Below are 16,232 nucleotides of genomic sequence, written 5' to 3'. Positions count from 1 at the left end.
GTAAGCGGACCATGATATTTCGATTTGAGAGCGACGCCGGGGTTCACGGACGCCAGAGCTGGGACGCTGACCTGGGTAGCGTTCGAGAGGCGCAGGTTCAGGCGATCCAAACGCTGGGAGAGCTGCTGAGTGAAGACGGCTCACAGTTCTGGATGTCTGAAGACGTGACGATGACAGTCTCGGACGAGACAGGCCTTATGCTATTTTGCCTGGATCTGAGCGCGGTGAAGGCGCCGGCGTTGCACAATCCCCATCCCAAGGGGACCTAGTTCACCGCGCGGCCGCCGGGAGCATTCGCGGCCAGCTCCATTGCGAGCGTGTCGGCCATGACCGCGAGGGCTTTGTTGATCGTCCATCGATCTACATCCGGGTAGGCCTCGGGCGCCGCTTCCATAAATGCCGAGACAAAGGCGTCAGCCACCTGATTATCGGTAAGATCGTCCCACGACGTACCACGATCGCGCATCCGGCGTTCCAGGATGACGCCCGTTTTTCGAAGCGCCTCACCCAAAGGCCCCTGGAGCCTTTGGTGGAAGGCCTCCAACTCATCCTCGGTGATGCTTTCCGTTCCCATCGACGATGCTCCTGGTTCCTTCAGAACCTGACACGGCGTCACGCGATTGTGGAGTCTGTCCATGTGAGAGGGGCGGTCAACTTCGGCTCCCGGGTTGGGCTGCTTCGTCAGGCGGCTTTTGTCGTTGGCCCAGCGGCCCTGCCAGACGTTCAGCGATACGAGGGAGGACGCGTTCATCTGGAGTCTGCTGTGCTGGGCGTGAGATGCCCAATGTCGTTGCAACTGATCGAAATCGACGGCGTAGCGGCGACGCGCCGGGAAGGTGAGAGGCCGAACGCGCCCACCGCCCCATAGCGAGAGAGCGGCTATCGGGCGTCGACCCCGCCTACTCTGCAGGCGACCGGCTTTGGCGATGACGACTGTACGGGCCATGCCGGCCAGGTCTTGTCGACCTGGGATCTTCCTCCAGGGGTTTTACCTTCGCAGGACCAGTACACGATCCGGGTGACCGCGAGCCTCTGACGCCTCGAACCACCCGGCGGGAACGACTCCTCTGGCCGAGAATTGTCGAGAAGCCCAGGGACAGGATCAGCGATGAGAAAGACGCCGGTGCGCCGCCTCAAGGTCTTCCAGGCGCCGTTTGGATTCTATGACACCATTGTCGCTGTTCCGAGCCGGGCCGCCGCCTTGCGGGCGTGGGAAACACGACAGAATCTGTTCGCCTTCGGTCAGGCGCATGAGGTCGAGGATCCGGAGGCGATCGCGGCTGCCCTCTCCCAGCCTGGCGTCGTGCTGAAGCGCGCGGTCGGCTCGAACGCGCCGTTCGCCAAAGAAGCGACGAGTCTGCCCATCCTGCCCGACGCGCCCGAGCGCCCGGCCCTCAAGCCGGCGGCAAAACCGGTCGCTCCGTCACGACCCCGAGCCCAGCCCGCGGATCGCAGCGCCCTGACAAAGGCTGAGGCGTCGCTCAGCGCGATCGACAGGGCGCGAAGGGCGGAGGAGGCCGCGTTCCGGCGACAACAGGAGGAACTTGACGCCGCCCGCAGCGCGGCACAGGCCTTTTACGTCCAGAGACGCAGGGCCGCGACGACGGCCGTGGTCGAGGCGCGCAGTGTCTACCGAAAGGCCGGCGGGACGGATTAGGCGCTCTTCTTGGCTCTTGGTTTTGCGGCCGCCTTTTCGGCTGGCTTCGCCTTCGCCTTTGCCTTCGGGCTCTTGGCGGCGGGTTTGGACTTGCCGCCAAGGCTCGCGCGCAGCGCCGACATGAGATCGATGACATTGGTGTCTTCGGGCTCGGCGACCCTGGCCGGTTTGTGGCCCTTTTGCTTCTCTTCGATGAGCGCTTTCAGCGCCTCCTCGTAGCGGTCGACGAACAGACTGGGGTCGAACGGCCCTTCCCGTTGCTCGATGATGCGCTGGGCGATCGAGATCATGTCCGCATCGGGCTCGGCGTCGCTGATGCCGGCGAAGATCGCATCTGGCTTGCGAACCTCGGCGTCCGTGCGGATCGTGTAGGCGAGGATGCCCTTGCCGCGCGGTTCGAGAGCCAGGATCCGTTCCCGCGTCGAGATGACGACCCGGGCGAGGGCGATCTGGCCGGAGCGCTCCAGAGCGGTGCGGATGACCCCGAAGGCTTCCTGAGCCATCTTGCCGTCCGGCGCGAGGTAGTAGGGGTTGTCCCAATACAGGCGGTCAATGTCGTCGCCGGGGACGAATCGCTCGATGTCGATCGTCTTGGTGCTCTCCAGCCTGACCGACTTGATCTCCTCATCCGTCAGAAGAATGTACTCGCCCTTGGAGACCTCATAACCCTTGACCAGGTCCGACCGCTCGATCGGCCCGGTGTCCGGATCCGTCGTGATCATTTTGATCCGGTTGTTGGTCTTGGGATTGATCAGGTTGAAATGGACGTCTCCGCCCGAGCTGGTCGCGGTGTAAAGCGCCACCGGGCAGGTGACGAGGGACAGCTTCAGATGTCCTTGCCAGCTTGGGCGTGACGCCATCAGAGATTCCTTTGCGTGCATATGGGCCGTTCGGAACCACAACGACTCCGGGGAACGAATCGCTCCCTATCCGCAGGGCGCGGTGTCCCCCGTCTCCAGGTCGATTCTGAAGCAGTGTTCGTGTCCCGAGGCGACATCGCGCACGATGACGCTGATGTCCGGGCTGTCGGTCACGGGCGGATGGAAATCCTCGACATAGGCGACAGCGGCCGCCTCGAACGAGGCCTCCTCGACCACCCGGGCCAGGTGGGCGTCGACATGGCGGGCGTGGACCCGAAAGCTGCGGGTGTCGTGAGGGGGCATGGCGATCTCCTGCCGATCAAACGCCTGTGTCTGGAAAAGGATTCATTCGGACGGGTGATCCTGCATGGATCGTGTGTGGACCGTGTTCGTTGAGCGAGTAGGACGGACAGGATCGGAACCATGGCGCCTTCCAAACTCTCGACCTACCAGCGGATGCGCGACTTTGCGCAGACAGCCGAACCTTCAGGTGAGGCCGCCCGTGTCCTGCCGTCCGAGGCCCTGCGCTTCGTGATTCAGAAGCATGCCGCCAGCCATCTGCATTTCGACCTGCGCCTCGAGTACGAAGGAACCTTCCGCTCTTGGGCCGTGCCCAGGGACCGTCGCTCGACCCGAAGGACCGTCGCCTGGCCATGGAAGTCGAGGATCATCCGCTCGACTACGGCGATTTCGAGGGGACCATTCCCAAGGGTCAGTACGGCGGCGGCTCCGTCATGCTGTGGGACCGCGGTTACTGGGCCCCCGAAAAGGGATTCGAGGACATCGGCGCAGCCTTGGCCAAGGGCGAGCTCAAGTTCGTCATGGAGGGCGAGCGAATGCACGGGTCCTGGGTCCTTGTCCGGTTCAAGGCCGACAAAGTCTCCAAGTCCAAGCCGGGGTGGATGCTGATCAAACACCGCGACGAGGCGGCGGTCGATGGCGATGTCGGCGGCCCGACCGATGCAGACCGGTCGATCGCCTCGAAGCGCACCATGACCGAGATCGCCGAGGGAAAGCGCCGGAAGGTCAAACCCTTCATGACGGCCGCAGGACCTGACGCCGGGGCCGTCTGGCAAAGCAATCGCGAGCGGGAAAGCTCCGCTCCGCAGCCTTCGGGCAAAAGGGCGAAGTCGCCGGCCGGGCAAGCGCTGTCCGGATCGAAAGCCAAGGGTCAGACGGTCTCAACCCTGCCGACCTTCGTCGAGCCGCAGCTGACCAAATCGTCCGAGAAGCCGCCCAAGGGCGAGGCCTGGGCTCATGAGATCAAGTTCGACGGCTACCGGATGCAGCTGCGCGCGGTCGGCGGCAAGGCCACCCTCCTGACCCGCAAAGGGCTCGACTGGTCGGCGAAATTTCCGGAGATCGTCGCCGCCGGGGCGAAGCTCAAGGACGGGATCTACGACGGGGAGGTCGTCGCCCTGGATGCGACCGGCGCTCCGGATTTCGCGGCGTTGCAGGCGGCGATTTCCGAGGGGAAGACGAAGAACCTGGTCTTTTTCGTCTTCGACCTGCTGTTCGAGGGGCGCGAGGACTTACGGTCCCTGCCTCTGTCCGCACGCAAGGCCAGACTCGAGGTCGCCGTCGCCAAGGCCCCCGCCACACTTCGCTATGTCGATCATTTCGTGACGGCCGGGGATGCGGTGCTCCTGTCGGCTTGCCGCATGGACCTCGAAGGCATCGTGTCCAAACGCCTGGATGCGCCTTACCACTCCGGCCGCAGCGATACCTGGACCAAGTCCAAATGCCGCCAGGGCCATGAGGTGGTCATCGCGGGCTGGACCACGACGGGCGACGCCTTCCGGTCCCTGGTCGCGGGGGTGTACCGCGACGGCGCCCTGGTCCACGTCGGCCGGATCGGCACCGGCTTTGGGCGGGAAACCGTCGCGCGCATCATGCCCCGGCTCAAGGCGCTCGAGACGCCGGAGAGTCCGTTCACGGGTAAGGGCGCCCCCAAGAAGGCCGCCGGCGTTCACTGGGTCGAACCCCAGTTGGTGGCGGAGATCGAATACGCAGGCTTCACCGGCGACGGTTCAATCCGGCAGGCTGCCTTCAAGGGCCTGCGCGAGGATAAACCAGCGTCGGAGGTCGAGGCGGAGGTCCCGGCCGAAGCCGCCGTAATCGAGCTGGCCGAACCCCTTCCGGCCAAGGTGAAACCCACCGCCACGGTCCAGACCCCCACCGTGAGACCCAAGGGCTCGGCGGTCGTCAAGGGGATCACCATATCCCACGCGGAGAAGGTTCTGTGGCCGGACGCCGGCGACGACCGTCCGGTGACCAAGATCGACCTGGCCCATTACTACGAGGCCATCGGGGAGTGGATGCTGCGCCATGTGAAAGGCCGCCCCTGCTCGGTGATCCGCATGCCCGACGGGATCAACGGGGATCAAAAGTTCTTTCAGCGTCATTCGGGCAAGGGCCAGTCGTCCTTGATCACCGAGGTCACGGTCTGGGGCGATCGCCAGCCCTATCTGCAGTTCGATCGGGTGGAGGCTTTGATCGCGGCCGGCCAGACCGGCGCGCTGGAGCTTCACCCTTGGAACAGCGAGCCTTTCGCGCCCGAACAGCCTGGCCGCCTCGTGTTCGACCTCGACCCGGCGCCGGACGTCGCGTTCGAGGAAGTCATCCGCAGCGCCAAGGAGGTTCGCGACCGGCTGACCGATCTGGGCCTCGTCAGCTTCTGCAAGACGACCGGCGGCAAGGGGCTGCATGTGGTCACCCCGCTGACGGCCAAGGGGATCGACTGGCCCACGGCCAAGGCCTTCGCGCGAGACGTCTGCAAAGCCATGGCCCAGGATGCTCCCGACCGCTTCCTGATCACCATGGCCAAAAAGGACCGCACGGGGCGAATTTTCCTCGACTATCTCCGCAACGATCGCATGGCCACTGCTGTCGCGCCGCTCTCGCCCCGCGGCCGCCCGGGGGCCCCGGTCTCCATGCCCTTGACCTGGTCGCAGGTGAAGAAGGGCCTGGATCCGATGAAATATACTGTCCGGACCGTCCCCGGTCTGGTTCGGAAACTCACCGCCTGGGACGACTATTGCGAGGGCGAACGGCCTCTCGGTCCCGCGATCAAGCGGCTCGGCAAGGTGTAGCTCGGCTTACCGGCCGGCGTTCCGATTAACGGTGTCTAGACTGTCGAGTCGGTCGTTACTGATTGCAGGACTGTAAAGTCATGGCGGATTGCGCCGTCTCCTGGCAAGTGTCGAGCCCGCGTTCGGCCGAAGACCAGGACCCCCTCGCGCCAGACCTCGACGGCGTGGCGGCTCGGCATCCCAAGCAATTCTCGGACGGCGCGGACCGCCGCCTGGGCGTCATCGGTCAGGTCCGCGTGTTCGATCGCCGGATCGGGCGAGGCGCCGTAGTGATAGCGAAATTCGTAGATGCGAGGCATGGCAGGCCAACGGCGCGTGCCCCTGCGCGTTCCTGTGTCGGCTTGGCGACGGCCGGCCGAAAACGCGCGCCAAACTCCGCCGCGCTAGACCTGTTCGACACGGTATACCAGTCAATCCGCTGACAGAATTGTTGGCCAAAACCCGCTCTGCGGACTAAGGCAAATGCCTGCTTGCCGCCCATAGTGGAAGTGGAAGGTGTGCGTTTTGGCCTGACGGCCAAGGTCTGTGTTCGGCGCCGAAGCCCGGGTGGGACGCCCCGACGTGGGGGACGATACAGGGCGTCCCTGCGGTCGACCAATCTGCACTAGCTTTCCGCCAGCGCGTCATTGCACATTTTCAAGGAACACGGCACCCGAACGTGGCGGCTCAGCCGGTGTTTTCACCTGACCAAGCCGCCGGGCGCGGCCTGAGCCAATCCGCGCCGTCGGTCTGCACACCTTCACACTCTTCGAAATGCTGGTTGCTTCAAACGATTGGCGGCCTGGGCGACGTTTTTCCGCCCTCCAGACCGCCGGCCGCCGTTCCAGCACGAACCGAGACGACTGCGGCTTAGCCGCGAAATCCAATCCTCACAATCTGGAGACTGACCCTGGCCGTCTTGGTGGCGGTAGCAGTGAAAGGCTTAAATCTATCGCATTCCAGTGGCGTCTCAGCGGCTACGGCCGCGAGGTCGTCTTCGACCAAGGGCGCTAGGAGCACTCTTACTGGACGATCGAAGCACGCCGCCTACTGTAGATTTCCGGATATTGCGACCGTTCACGCCTCCAGCAAAAGCTTTGAGCGCAGCCGATCGGGAATCTTTACCTTTGCGCGATCGGCTCAGAACGCGCTGTGTGGCCTGTTCGATAAGGACGTCCGGCGAGGCGATGCGGCCATATTCGTGCCGTGTGGGTACGCGGACGTTTAAGGCTGTCGCGGAACGATGGCGGTATCGGCGCGAGTTGCAGCGCTATGGCGAGTGAAATGACCGCCAATATAGGATCAGTGGAATATGCCGACCGCGCCCTCAGCCCAGATCAGCGCGACACTGGCGATGATCGTCGAAGCGATAACCAGTCTCGGCAAGGGCTTCATCGTCTTTGAAATCAAAACCTCGAAGGCGAGACCGACGCCGATCAATAGGCCCGCCATGGCGGCGAAGTCGGAAGCCGTCCATGCGACCGACGGGGTAAACCGCATAGCGATCCAGGGGATGACGAGAAGACCGGCTCCGCCCAACCAGACGCCGACCCTCCAATGCCCGCTTCGCGCTCGTGTGTGATCGAGAAATCTGATCATTTGGCTCTCCGTTGAAAGGAGAAGTGCGCCACATATTCCGGGTCAGCAAGAGTGGCCTTTTCCAGGGCTGCGAGGCGGTTTAGTCGATCACTGCCCGCCGCTGCATGTCTGATGACGGGATTGGTCAACCCCGCCGATCACCACATGCCGGATGCGTCTTCCGCTACGGTCATCTCTTCGATGGGCAGGCTTGATTTTGTCGCATCGTCGAGGGCTGCCACAAGGACTGTGCGACCGGTTTGCACGCGAGGCGCTGGCTGCGCTGGAGCCGGGCGCCGGCGCGATCGGATGAGGCTTCTTTTTGTCGCCATGTCCGCAATCCCGGATTGGAACCTGACAGATCTGATGACGGTTGTGAAATCGGGACCGGTTGCGAAGAACCGTCTCGTTCCGTTTCGACCTGACCGCCGCCCTAACCCAGGGCGGCGGTCTTCTTATTCAGTCGAAGGCTCTCAGTTCATCGCATCCAGCAACGCCTTCGCGCGATCGCGGTGCATGGTGACCGGCGCGATCAGTTCGCGAGCCAGGCTCGCCAGCCCGGGCGCTTCGCTGTTGTCGGCAAACCCGTTCAGAAGGGTCAGGGTCTCATTATGCGCGGCGACCTGTTGTTCCAGATAAACCTTGTCGAAGTCGCCTGGCGTCGCGGCGTTGAGATTGTCGATCATGCCCTTCCGACGCTCGTCAAGCGCCGTCGGGATAACGACATTGGGTCCAGCAGCAGCGGCTGCGGTTTCGAGCTTCTTGCCGGCATCGGTGTGGTCTTTGGTGATCATCGCAGCCAGCGCCTTGACGTCGGCGTTGGTCGATTTGGCCTCGGCGACCTTGGCGGCTTCCAGCTCGTACATGTTGCCGGTGCCAAGGCCGGTGACGAAGCCGTCGACGGTGTTGGCCCCCATGGTCATGGCCGAGGTCTGACCGACGACGCCGGAGGTGGCGTCTTGGGTGGCGTTGACGGCCTCGCCGGTGTTCTGGGCGGCGCTGTCGCCACCCTGGTTGCAGGCGGCGAGGAGGGCCAACGATGCGACGCTGGCGAGGGTGAGATATTTCATGGAAGGGTCTCCCTATAAAACTGGGAAACCCGTCACGCGCACTTGAGGTTCCGACCCTCGGATAACGCCCATACGCCGGAGCGGCCGACATCATTGTTGGTGAGGCGGCCTTGGCGCAAAGAGGCGCATCCTCGATGACGCCGAATCTCTTGGCCGTCAGCGGACATCAGCCCTAGGAGGGACGGATGCGGCCCGCCACTCCGGTCAGCACTTTTGGAACACAGTGAACCTCACGTCGTTGTCTCGACGGAGCCGGCCTGAGAGGGTGGCGGTCCGGTAGCACACGCCACTCCGTGCGGCGGGCGGCCTTTCCTCTCCTAGGTTCAGGCCGCTCGCCGCGTTCCGTTGAAATCTGCTTCAAAACCGAGATCCCTCGCGATAATAAATCGCTCATGAAACGACGGCGCAATCGCAGCTGGCTTGTGATGACTGGCCTTCTCCTGCTCGGCATCGGTTTAACGGGCTGCGTGGTGCTCATGAACCTGCGGATATTGGGCTGAACTGACGAAATCGGCGCTCAACGATCAACTCGTCGTTCGGTTTCCCCTTGTTCAGTACGCCTTTGAGCGCTGCTCCAGACACCATGGTCATGACCGTTCAGGCCGCCGTTTAGTCCGGTCCGGGGGGGACGATGAAGATTTCAGGGCCTGCATCTGCGAGACCATGGTGGCGGGCTTTCGACAGCCAGGTCCGGTTTGTCCGTCATCCCACGATCCTTTAGATGGCGGCCGTACCGCGATGGCCGAAGAGGAAGATGTGCGGGCGTTGGTCGTACGATCGTAAATGGCGGGCGCCTAAGGATCGCCGGTCCTCGGAAGCAGCGCGCGGGGCTGCAAAGCCATGGTTCGGGCGCGCCGTGCGGGAAGGCGGCTGGCGCTGACGGCCATATCTCCAAGCCGATAGAGGCGACGCGTCTCCTGGAACAGGTTCGCCACGCTGTCGCTGCAGGTTGGCCAACTCAGCTTGCCGCCGTCGCTTAACCAGCCGTTGCTTTTGTCGTCCAGGCGAAGGACCTAAATCGACCCCTTGCAGCCCTGTCGCCCGTCTTCGATCCCGGGCAAGCGGCGGCGAAACGCTGTCGAATGGCTCTTTTCCCGTTCGACCACGTCCACGCCCTGTATTCAGGACGGCGCCCCCATTGGCTTTGCTGTGTGAACCAGCGAGCGTCACGAGAGTTTCAAGGCGTCACAGCTAAGTTCACGGCAGATGAAGCCCATGAGCCCGCCCACTGCAGACGGATCCCCCAAAGCCGAACGGGATGCCGAACGGATCGCCAGTGAAGTCCTGGGACTCGAGAGTTCCAATGACCCGTTTGTGGCCGCGGTAAGGGCGACCCGGATGCCGATGATCATCACCGATCCGCGGCAATCCGATAACCCTGTCGTATTCGCCAATGACTCCTTCTGTCGGCTCACGGGGTATACGCGAGCGGAAATTCTCGGGCGGAACTGCCGTTTCCTTCAAGGCCCGGAGACAGATCCGGAAACGATCAGACGGATCCATGACGCGGTCGCATCGGTGCAGCCGATGGAAATCGACATCCGGAACCATCGCAAGGACGGTCAGCCGTTCTGGAACCGATTGCTGCTCGCGCCCGTGTTCGATGCCGACGGCAAGCTGGCTTACTTCTTCGCAAGTCAGGTCGATGTCACGCTCGAACGCGAGCGGCTTGACGATCTGCAGTCCGACAATGCCGCGCTGAGCGCAAAGCTTACCGCCCGTCTGCATGTCGATCGCGAGCGCGAGCGCGAGCTGGACCTTGCGATGCGGGCGGGGGGACTAGGCGCCTGGAGCGTCGATGTCCGCACTCGCACGCTCGTCGCTTCCGACGGCTACAAGACCCTGATGGGCTGGCCTGCCGACACGGTGTTCACCTACGAAGACCGACAGAGCCTCATCCACCCGGATGATCGAGACGCTGTCCGGGCTCAGAGCGACGCGACGATCGACCAGGGCGCTGATTATCACGTCAATCACCGCGTCGTCACGCCAGACGGCTCGATCCGATGGATGGAGGCCCGCGGAATCCTCATTCATGACGCCGACGGAAGACCGCTCCGGATCGCCGGCGTGACCACGGACATTACAGAACGCGTGCGCGCCGAGCGTTTGCGCTCGGCGCTGATGGCGTTGGCGGACGCGGTTCGCGACACCCCCGACCCTGACGAGCTGACACACGCGGCCTGCGAAATCGCCGGCACGACTCTCGAGGTTGATCGCGTCGGCTTCGGCGTCGTCGACCGGCCGACGGAAACCATCACCATCCAGCGAGACTGGAACGCCCCGGGGATTCGGAGCCTGGCAGGCACCCTCAACTTCCGGGACTACGGGAGCTACATCGAGGACCTGAAGCGCGGCGAGACCGTCGTCCTCGACGATGCGCGTCTCGACTCGCGCACGAAGGACACGGCTGCGGCCCTGGAGGCGATTTCGGCGCTCGCGGTTGTCAACATGCCCTTGCGCGACCAAGGGGAAACCGTCGCCCTGTTCTACGCGAACAACGCTGCGCCCCGCGTCTGGTTGGATGACGAGTTGCAGTTCATGCGCGACGTGGGAGAACGCACCCTTGCCGCACGCGAAAGGCGGCGGGCGGAACGCCACCTTGCAAAGCTCGCTGCGTCGCTCGAGCGCACGGTCGAGCAGAGAACAACCGAGTTGATGGCCAGCGAGGCCGCGCTGCGGCAGGCCCAGAAGATGGAAGCCGTAGGGCAGTTGACCGGCGGCATCGCGCACGATTTCAACAATCTTCTCACCGCGATTTCCGGCAGCCTGGAGATGGTGGCCAAGCGGATCGCAGAGGGACGGATTGAGGACACCAAACGGTTCGTGGGCGTGGCCCAGACCGCAGCCGAGAGGGCCAGTTCATTGACCCACCGACTGCTGGCGTTCTCTCGCCGGCAAACCCTAGAGCCGAAGGCGACGGACGTGCTCTCTCTCACACGCGGGATGGAGGATCTGATCCAGCGGACCGTGGGCCCCGCCATCAAGCTGGAAACGGTCGCGATGGAAGAGCCATGGCCGGTTCTCGTCGACGCCAGTCAGCTCGAAAACGCCCTATTGAATTTGTGCATCAACGCCAGGGACGCGATGCCCGACGGCGGCGACCTGACGCTGTCGATCGCTAACGTAACCATCGCCGACGAAACGGTGCTGGGCCCTGAGTGCGCGCTCGGAGACTATGTCCGGCTCAGTGTCGCTGACAAGGGAGTCGGTATGTCGGAGGAGACGATCGCGCGGGCTTTCGATCCATTCTTCACCACCAAACCTCTCGGCCACGGTACGGGTCTCGGACTATCGATGATCTACGGGTTCGTGAGGCAATCGAGCGGTCAAATCAACATCGCGTCCCGCCCCGGCGAGGGCACGAACGTCTCTATTCACCTTCCCCGGTTCCGGGGCGTCGTCGCGCCGGAGACGGCAAATGACGCGGATGAGCAACCACAGCAACAAGCGCGGAGAGCCATGGTCGTCATTGTCGACGACGAAGCGCCGATCCGCATGCTGGCGGCCGAAGCTCTCGCTGACGCGGGCTTCGACTTCGTTGCGGCGGAGGATGGGCGGTCGGGACTCGCCCTTTTGAACGCCACGCCTTCGGCGGAACTTCTAATTACGGATGTGGGGCTACCCGGCGGCATGAATGGCCGGCAGCTGGCTGATGCCGCCAGGACCAGGAGGCCCGACCTGAAGGTGCTGTTCATCACCGGCTACGCTGAGAGCGCCGTGCTCACGGGAGGCAATCTCGAGGACGGCATGCACATCATGACAAAGCCGTTCGAACTGAAGGCGCTGGCTCGGCGGGTAAGGTCTATACTGGAGGGGGATTCTGGATGACCGAGGCGGCTGGTCGGCCCGGGTCAACAGCCTGCAAAAATTCTTGCAAAACACGCATCGACTGATCGGCGCAGGCGTGCGGTGGTGCGGCTTGCGATGTTTCAGGCCGTGAGGCGGGCGCCGGGGTACGCTCTCGCGCATTGGAACATGGGTTCGGCCAGCGCCGTTGCGGAGGCATGAACGACCTCGTAGCGAATATTGTCGGATCAGCTGCCGCCATCTGCTCCATAACCAGCTTTGCGCCGCAAGGCGTCAAAATCTGGAGGGAGCGAGACGCCTCGTCAGTCAGCCTCAAAACATATTCGCTGACCGTAACCTGCTTCATTCTGTGGGTCGTGTACGGCGTGATGACCCAGGCTTGGCCGGTGACCGTGTCCAACAGTTTCGCGCTCGTGATGGCGTCGGGAGTGCTCTTCATGAAATGGCGCTTCCGAGACGGCGACCCGAAAACACAAGACCTGTGAACGCAGAAGAAGGCCGCTCTCCGGAGGGAGGGGCCTCGAAAACGGAGCCTGGAGGATTACCAATCGTTATGGTGACTGGATCTCTCTAGTGGCGGCATGGTGTCTTTGAATGAATTTGCTGGCCACCCTACTGATCGGCGCTGACGTCCTGCTCAAGCTGCTGACGGGCCGCTCGCGGTTCCTCTAGGGCCGCTGCGACGATGCTGGCGCCATCGCCGCCAGATCGATCCTGACCAACACCATCCCCTCTAGGTTCGACACCGTCATCTGAACGGCAGGGCGGCTCCAAAAGTCAGCGCCATCATGAAGCAGCAGGTGCGCAAATGTTTCTATCGCCTGCCTCTTCGCGACGTTGATGTCCGGTAGATCACAGGACCAGGATAAGGAGGTCTCAGCCCCGGCATTGCTGTCGAAGACGAATGTGTGCATCCAATTCGAATCCGCTTGGAGCCCCGACGTTCGCCTGTGTCGGAAGGTGGACAGACGACAGCTTCCCCCACCTTTTCCACGGCGGATCGGCGACATCTACGCCGCCCGCTCGATCCGGGGACACACGACCTTCAAAATGTACACGGCCCTCTCGACAGCTTTCCAGTCCTAGGCGTGTTGACGGTAGATAGACGGAATGCAGCGTCTTAGAGTGACGCTATGTACTGGATGCGCATCATTGAACCTGGCCAAAATATTACGAAGATGCGTTTGCCGAGCTTCGACATTGACGACGCCACGTGCCTCGCCACCGACTACTTTTATGCACACCAGGGCATCCAGCAGCTGGATGTGTTGGACGGCGACGATTTGGTTCTGTCGCTATTCAAACGCTGATCTTGGCGTCGATAGCGGAGCCTGAAGGCTCGCGCCTATTAGTCGATGGAGTTTGCAGGAATCTAGCCCGGCCCAGGTGGCCCGGGAGGCACGCTAAAAGGCCCGCCACCCTTTCCGGATGACGGGCTGGGTTCCGTGAACAAATTTATCGGTCGGAAGAAGGGACTGCGGAACCCGCGGCGTCGCCAACATTGTCCGCTGCATTGCCAACGCTCTCGGCCGCGCCAGCGATCGCGTTGGATTCCACTGCTTCGTTGTTGCTCATGTTCATCAGGAAGTACCCGATTACAAGAACCGCCAGCAGGCCGATGATCAGCGCAACGATGGGGCCCATGCCGCTGCCGCGACGCGTCTCGACAGCCGTCCCATTGGTGGTTGTCCTTTCAACCGTGCCGTCAGTCCGACGCACTTCATGTTCAGTAGCCATAACGTAGATCCTCCCTATGAAGCCGATTGAACCGACAACGATCGGTAGGGTTCCTCGTTGTTCGGCTCAGACGACTTATCGGAGGCGTCTCACCCAGGTTTTGAAGCACGCTCATCGACGAAGGGCCCGCCCTCCGAAAGAGCGAGCCGGAATAAGCGGCGCAATCCGGTACGCGATTAAGTCTCGCTGGATGCAGCTGGTAGCGCGTCGCCCAGGCGCTATCCGCGACGTTCGGTCCGGAAAGCCGGCTGGCGGAACCTTGCACAACCTGGCGCCTTGAGGAGGTCAGGGGGCGAGTGTGAGTGAGCGCGTGGCGCTAGTTTCGATCGCTGCCGAATCTCGAGGAAAGACGATGACCCCACTGCGAGCGGGCAACACCCTACTGATCGTTGAGGACGATGTACTCATCGCGACTGCCCTCAAGGGAGAACTGGAAGATGCCGGATACCAAGTCCTCGACTTGACGGACCGCATCGCCGACGCGCTTGAAGTCGCGCAAGGCAGCCCGCCCAATCTGGCGCTGGTGAACATTCAGCTTGCTCATGGAGACGACGGCGTCGAACTGGCCGAAGCTCTTAAGATCCTGGATATACCCGTCCTGCTGATTAGCGGCCAGGTGAGCCGCGCACGATCCGCGAGCACGGTTGCGATCGCCTCGCTGCCGAAGCCCTACGACGCCGCCGACATGGTGCTTGCCGTGGACTACCTCCTGGCTCGCCTTCAGGGGCACATTGCACCGCCGAAGCCTAATGGCCTCGAAGTGTTTGACGAAGTTGGTTCCGAGTTCGCGACGGCAACCTAGGCGGGGGGCGATACGAGAGAACGGGCGATGGGTTTCGCCATGAAAAGCGTCAACCTCGTGCAAAAAATCGGCGCCAGCGCTCAAACCCGGGCGCCGGCTTGCGGTGAATAATCCCGGCGCCCTCTTCGGGGTGATGCGGTCTACTCGGCAGAGCAGGTTGGTGGCGCTGCCTTGATTGACGGCTGACCGGCTCAGGGCCACAGCGACTGAAACTGCCACGCGGAAACGGCAGCGTTGGCTTGGACGTCAACTTAGACCTCGGAATACATGCGCGGCAACTAATGACGCCGCTCAGACTTCTATCCGGGTGCGACTGACGCACGCATAGCGTGGCAGAGTGTGGCGCTTGGTCTTGCATGGAAGGACCGGGATGCCGAAGTCGCTCACGAGGCTGGTGTACAGGAGCCGGTCGCTTGTGGCGCCGGACGATACAACGGCCGTGAAGGCCATCTTCGAAGTCTCACGGCGAAACAATAAACGCGACCGCATTACCGGCTGCCTTGCCCAACCCGATGGTCATTTCACCCAGGTGGTTGAAGGTCCCGGAGTGGCGATCGACGCCTTGATGGCCCGAGTTGCCGCAGACCCCCGTCACGACAATATCGTCATCCTCGGCAGGTGGCCCGCTCCCGGGCGCTTGTTCGAGTCCTGGGTGATGGCGCTCCCCGATCACACGCCTCTGAAAGAGCAGTCGTTTCGTATCATAAACGAAACAGGGACTGGGGCTCAGGTCGTCAGCGCCCTCTTGGAACTCACCAAGCGGCCCGAGAGCCTCTACGGAATTCTATAGACCCAAGGGCTACCTATTTCCCAAAACCACCCGCCATTTCGCAGCCTCAACCATAAGCGCAAACTCAGATGGCCTTTGGACGCTGTGGCGCAAGTCGGCCGATCGCTGTACCGGGCGAGATGAAGCAGACGCCCATTACGCCCTGCCCCTAGTGTTCCTGCGCCAAGACCACCGGCTCGACGTCGTTGGCGGCCATCAGGCCGAACATTGAGCTCCGGATGATGCCGACGTGAGTGGAAGGTTTCGCGGCGCTGGGCCCGTGTTCGACAATCCGCAGAAGCAGCGCTTCCCACGCACGCAGAGCGGCGCGCTTGTCCACCATATACTCGTTTGCATCGTAGTGGGTGCTGGAGACTTGAGCACCGCCGCCCGCGTCGGTGCCGTGCCCCAAGACCTTCGAGCGGATGAAAGGACTGACACGTAGTCTTTCGCTGGTTAGCGCGGTCGAACCAGTGCGCCGCAGATCGTGGACCGTCGCGTCTTCCACACCGATGCAATCCCTCAGCCGGTCCATTGCTCTGGTCATCGCGTCGGCGCGCATGGGTTCGGTGTAGTCCCGTTGATGTGGGAAAACGGGCCCCTTCAATCGGTCTGATGGAAGCTTGGTCAGGGCTATTGCCTCGCGAATGAGCGTGACCGCGTACGGCGGCAGCGGCACTTGATGAGGACGGTCCGACTTCATCCGCTCAGCAGGGATCAGCCAGGCCGCCTGGTCGAGATCCAGTTCGGCCAGGTCCATGCCTGCGATTTCGGTCCGGCGCTGCAAGAGCAGGAGCGCAAGCTGCAAGGCGATGCGGACGGGTCTGCTTACATAGACGCTGTCGCCTCGGGGTGTACGCAATGGAGTGTGGCCAGCT

16 protein-coding genes and 1 pseudogene are annotated in these 16,232 nt (G+C 62.7%); 8 read left to right on the top strand and 9 right to left on the bottom strand.

Going from position 1 to position 16,232, the window contains the following annotated elements:
• Positions 1 to 11 precede the first annotated feature (11 nt).
• Positions 12 to 269: a hypothetical protein gene (locus tag WC597_RS00085; protein ID WP_372691185.1), complete on the top strand. Its 258-nt coding sequence runs from the start codon at positions 12 to 14 to the stop codon at positions 267 to 269.
• Here the strand turns inward: WC597_RS00085 and WC597_RS00080 are convergent.
• Entirely contained in the window at positions 266 to 751 is a 486-nt protein-coding gene (locus WC597_RS00080) for a hypothetical protein (protein WP_372691184.1), read from the bottom strand. The two genes, WC597_RS00085 and WC597_RS00080, sit on opposite strands and share 4 nt — an antisense overlap.
• A gap of 357 nt (positions 752 to 1,108) precedes the next feature.
• Here WC597_RS00080 and WC597_RS00075 point away from each other — a divergent pair, with 357 nt between their 5' ends.
• Positions 1,109 to 1,657, top strand: a complete 549-nt coding sequence (locus WC597_RS00075) for a hypothetical protein (RefSeq protein WP_372691183.1) — start codon at positions 1,109 to 1,111, stop codon at positions 1,655 to 1,657.
• Here the strand turns inward: WC597_RS00075 and WC597_RS00070 are convergent.
• Positions 1,654 to 2,517 (bottom strand): Ku protein, encoded by an 864-nt coding sequence (locus WC597_RS00070; RefSeq protein ID WP_372691182.1) that lies wholly within the window; start codon positions 2,515 to 2,517, stop codon positions 1,654 to 1,656. The two genes, WC597_RS00075 and WC597_RS00070, sit on opposite strands and share 4 nt — an antisense overlap.
• A gap of 66 nt (positions 2,518 to 2,583) precedes the next feature.
• A complete protein-coding gene (locus WC597_RS00065) occupies positions 2,584 to 2,820 on the bottom strand; it encodes a DUF5961 family protein (RefSeq protein ID WP_372691181.1) in 237 nt (78 codons plus the stop codon).
• Between the two features lie 120 nt (positions 2,821 to 2,940).
• On the opposite strand from WC597_RS00065, the pseudogene ligD reads away from it, so the two are divergent.
• A pseudogene (ligD, locus tag WC597_RS00060) lies at positions 2,941 to 5,609 on the top strand (DNA ligase D).
• 35 nt (positions 5,610 to 5,644) lie between these two features.
• Here the strand turns inward: ligD and WC597_RS00055 are convergent.
• The 3 genes from WC597_RS00055 to WC597_RS00045 all read right to left on the bottom strand — a co-directional run bounded on the left by WC597_RS00055 (position 5,645) and on the right by WC597_RS00045 (position 8,236).
• Positions 5,645 to 5,908 (bottom strand): hypothetical protein, encoded by a 264-nt coding sequence (locus WC597_RS00055; RefSeq protein ID WP_372691180.1) that lies wholly within the window; start codon positions 5,906 to 5,908, stop codon positions 5,645 to 5,647.
• A gap of 982 nt (positions 5,909 to 6,890) precedes the next feature.
• Positions 6,891 to 7,127, bottom strand: a complete 237-nt coding sequence (locus tag WC597_RS00050) for a hypothetical protein (RefSeq protein WP_372691179.1) — start codon at positions 7,125 to 7,127, stop codon at positions 6,891 to 6,893.
• Positions 7,128 to 7,639: 512 nt separating this feature from the next.
• Positions 7,640 to 8,236 (bottom strand): DUF4142 domain-containing protein, encoded by a 597-nt coding sequence (locus tag WC597_RS00045; RefSeq protein WP_372691178.1) that lies wholly within the window; start codon positions 8,234 to 8,236, stop codon positions 7,640 to 7,642.
• Between the two features lie 1,215 nt (positions 8,237 to 9,451).
• Between WC597_RS00045 and WC597_RS00040 the strand changes: the two genes are divergently transcribed.
• Positions 9,452 to 12,067, top strand: coding sequence for a PAS domain-containing protein (locus WC597_RS00040; protein WP_372691177.1), 2,616 nt, complete (start codon positions 9,452 to 9,454; stop codon positions 12,065 to 12,067).
• Between the two features lie 176 nt (positions 12,068 to 12,243).
• Positions 12,244 to 12,531: a SemiSWEET family sugar transporter gene (locus WC597_RS00035; RefSeq protein WP_372691176.1), complete on the top strand. Its 288-nt coding sequence runs from the start codon at positions 12,244 to 12,246 to the stop codon at positions 12,529 to 12,531.
• A gap of 183 nt (positions 12,532 to 12,714) precedes the next feature.
• Here the strand turns inward: WC597_RS00035 and WC597_RS00030 are convergent, their stop codons facing one another.
• Complete coding sequence (locus WC597_RS00030) at positions 12,715 to 12,960, bottom strand: hypothetical protein (RefSeq protein ID WP_372691175.1); 246 nt, start codon at positions 12,958 to 12,960, stop codon at positions 12,715 to 12,717.
• A 219-nt stretch (positions 12,961 to 13,179) separates the two neighbouring features.
• On the opposite strand from WC597_RS00030, the gene WC597_RS00025 reads away from it, so the two are divergent.
• Positions 13,180 to 13,356, top strand: a complete 177-nt coding sequence (locus WC597_RS00025; protein WP_372691174.1) for a hypothetical protein — start codon at positions 13,180 to 13,182, stop codon at positions 13,354 to 13,356.
• Between the two features lie 145 nt (positions 13,357 to 13,501).
• Here the strand turns inward: WC597_RS00025 and WC597_RS00020 are convergent, their stop codons facing one another.
• Complete coding sequence (locus tag WC597_RS00020; protein WP_372691173.1) at positions 13,502 to 13,783, bottom strand: hypothetical protein; 282 nt, start codon at positions 13,781 to 13,783, stop codon at positions 13,502 to 13,504.
• Between the two features lie 352 nt (positions 13,784 to 14,135).
• Here WC597_RS00020 and WC597_RS00015 point away from each other — a divergent pair, with 352 nt between their 5' ends.
• Both WC597_RS00015 and WC597_RS00010 read left to right on the top strand, forming a co-directional pair.
• Complete coding sequence (locus WC597_RS00015; RefSeq protein ID WP_372691172.1) at positions 14,136 to 14,585, top strand: response regulator; 450 nt, start codon at positions 14,136 to 14,138, stop codon at positions 14,583 to 14,585.
• 370 nt (positions 14,586 to 14,955) lie between these two features.
• Positions 14,956 to 15,375 (top strand): BLUF domain-containing protein, encoded by a 420-nt coding sequence (locus WC597_RS00010; RefSeq protein WP_372691171.1) that lies wholly within the window; start codon positions 14,956 to 14,958, stop codon positions 15,373 to 15,375.
• A gap of 148 nt (positions 15,376 to 15,523) precedes the next feature.
• Here WC597_RS00010 and WC597_RS00005 read toward each other — a convergent pair.
• Positions 15,524 to 16,232: tyrosine-type recombinase/integrase (locus WC597_RS00005; protein ID WP_372691170.1), on the bottom strand; the 709-nt coding region annotated here is incomplete at its 5' end.

Source organism: Brevundimonas sp. (assembly GCF_041648115.1).
Lineage (GTDB): Bacteria > Pseudomonadota > Alphaproteobacteria > Caulobacterales > Caulobacteraceae > Brevundimonas.
This window is presented reverse-complemented; position numbering and strand designations above follow the sequence as displayed.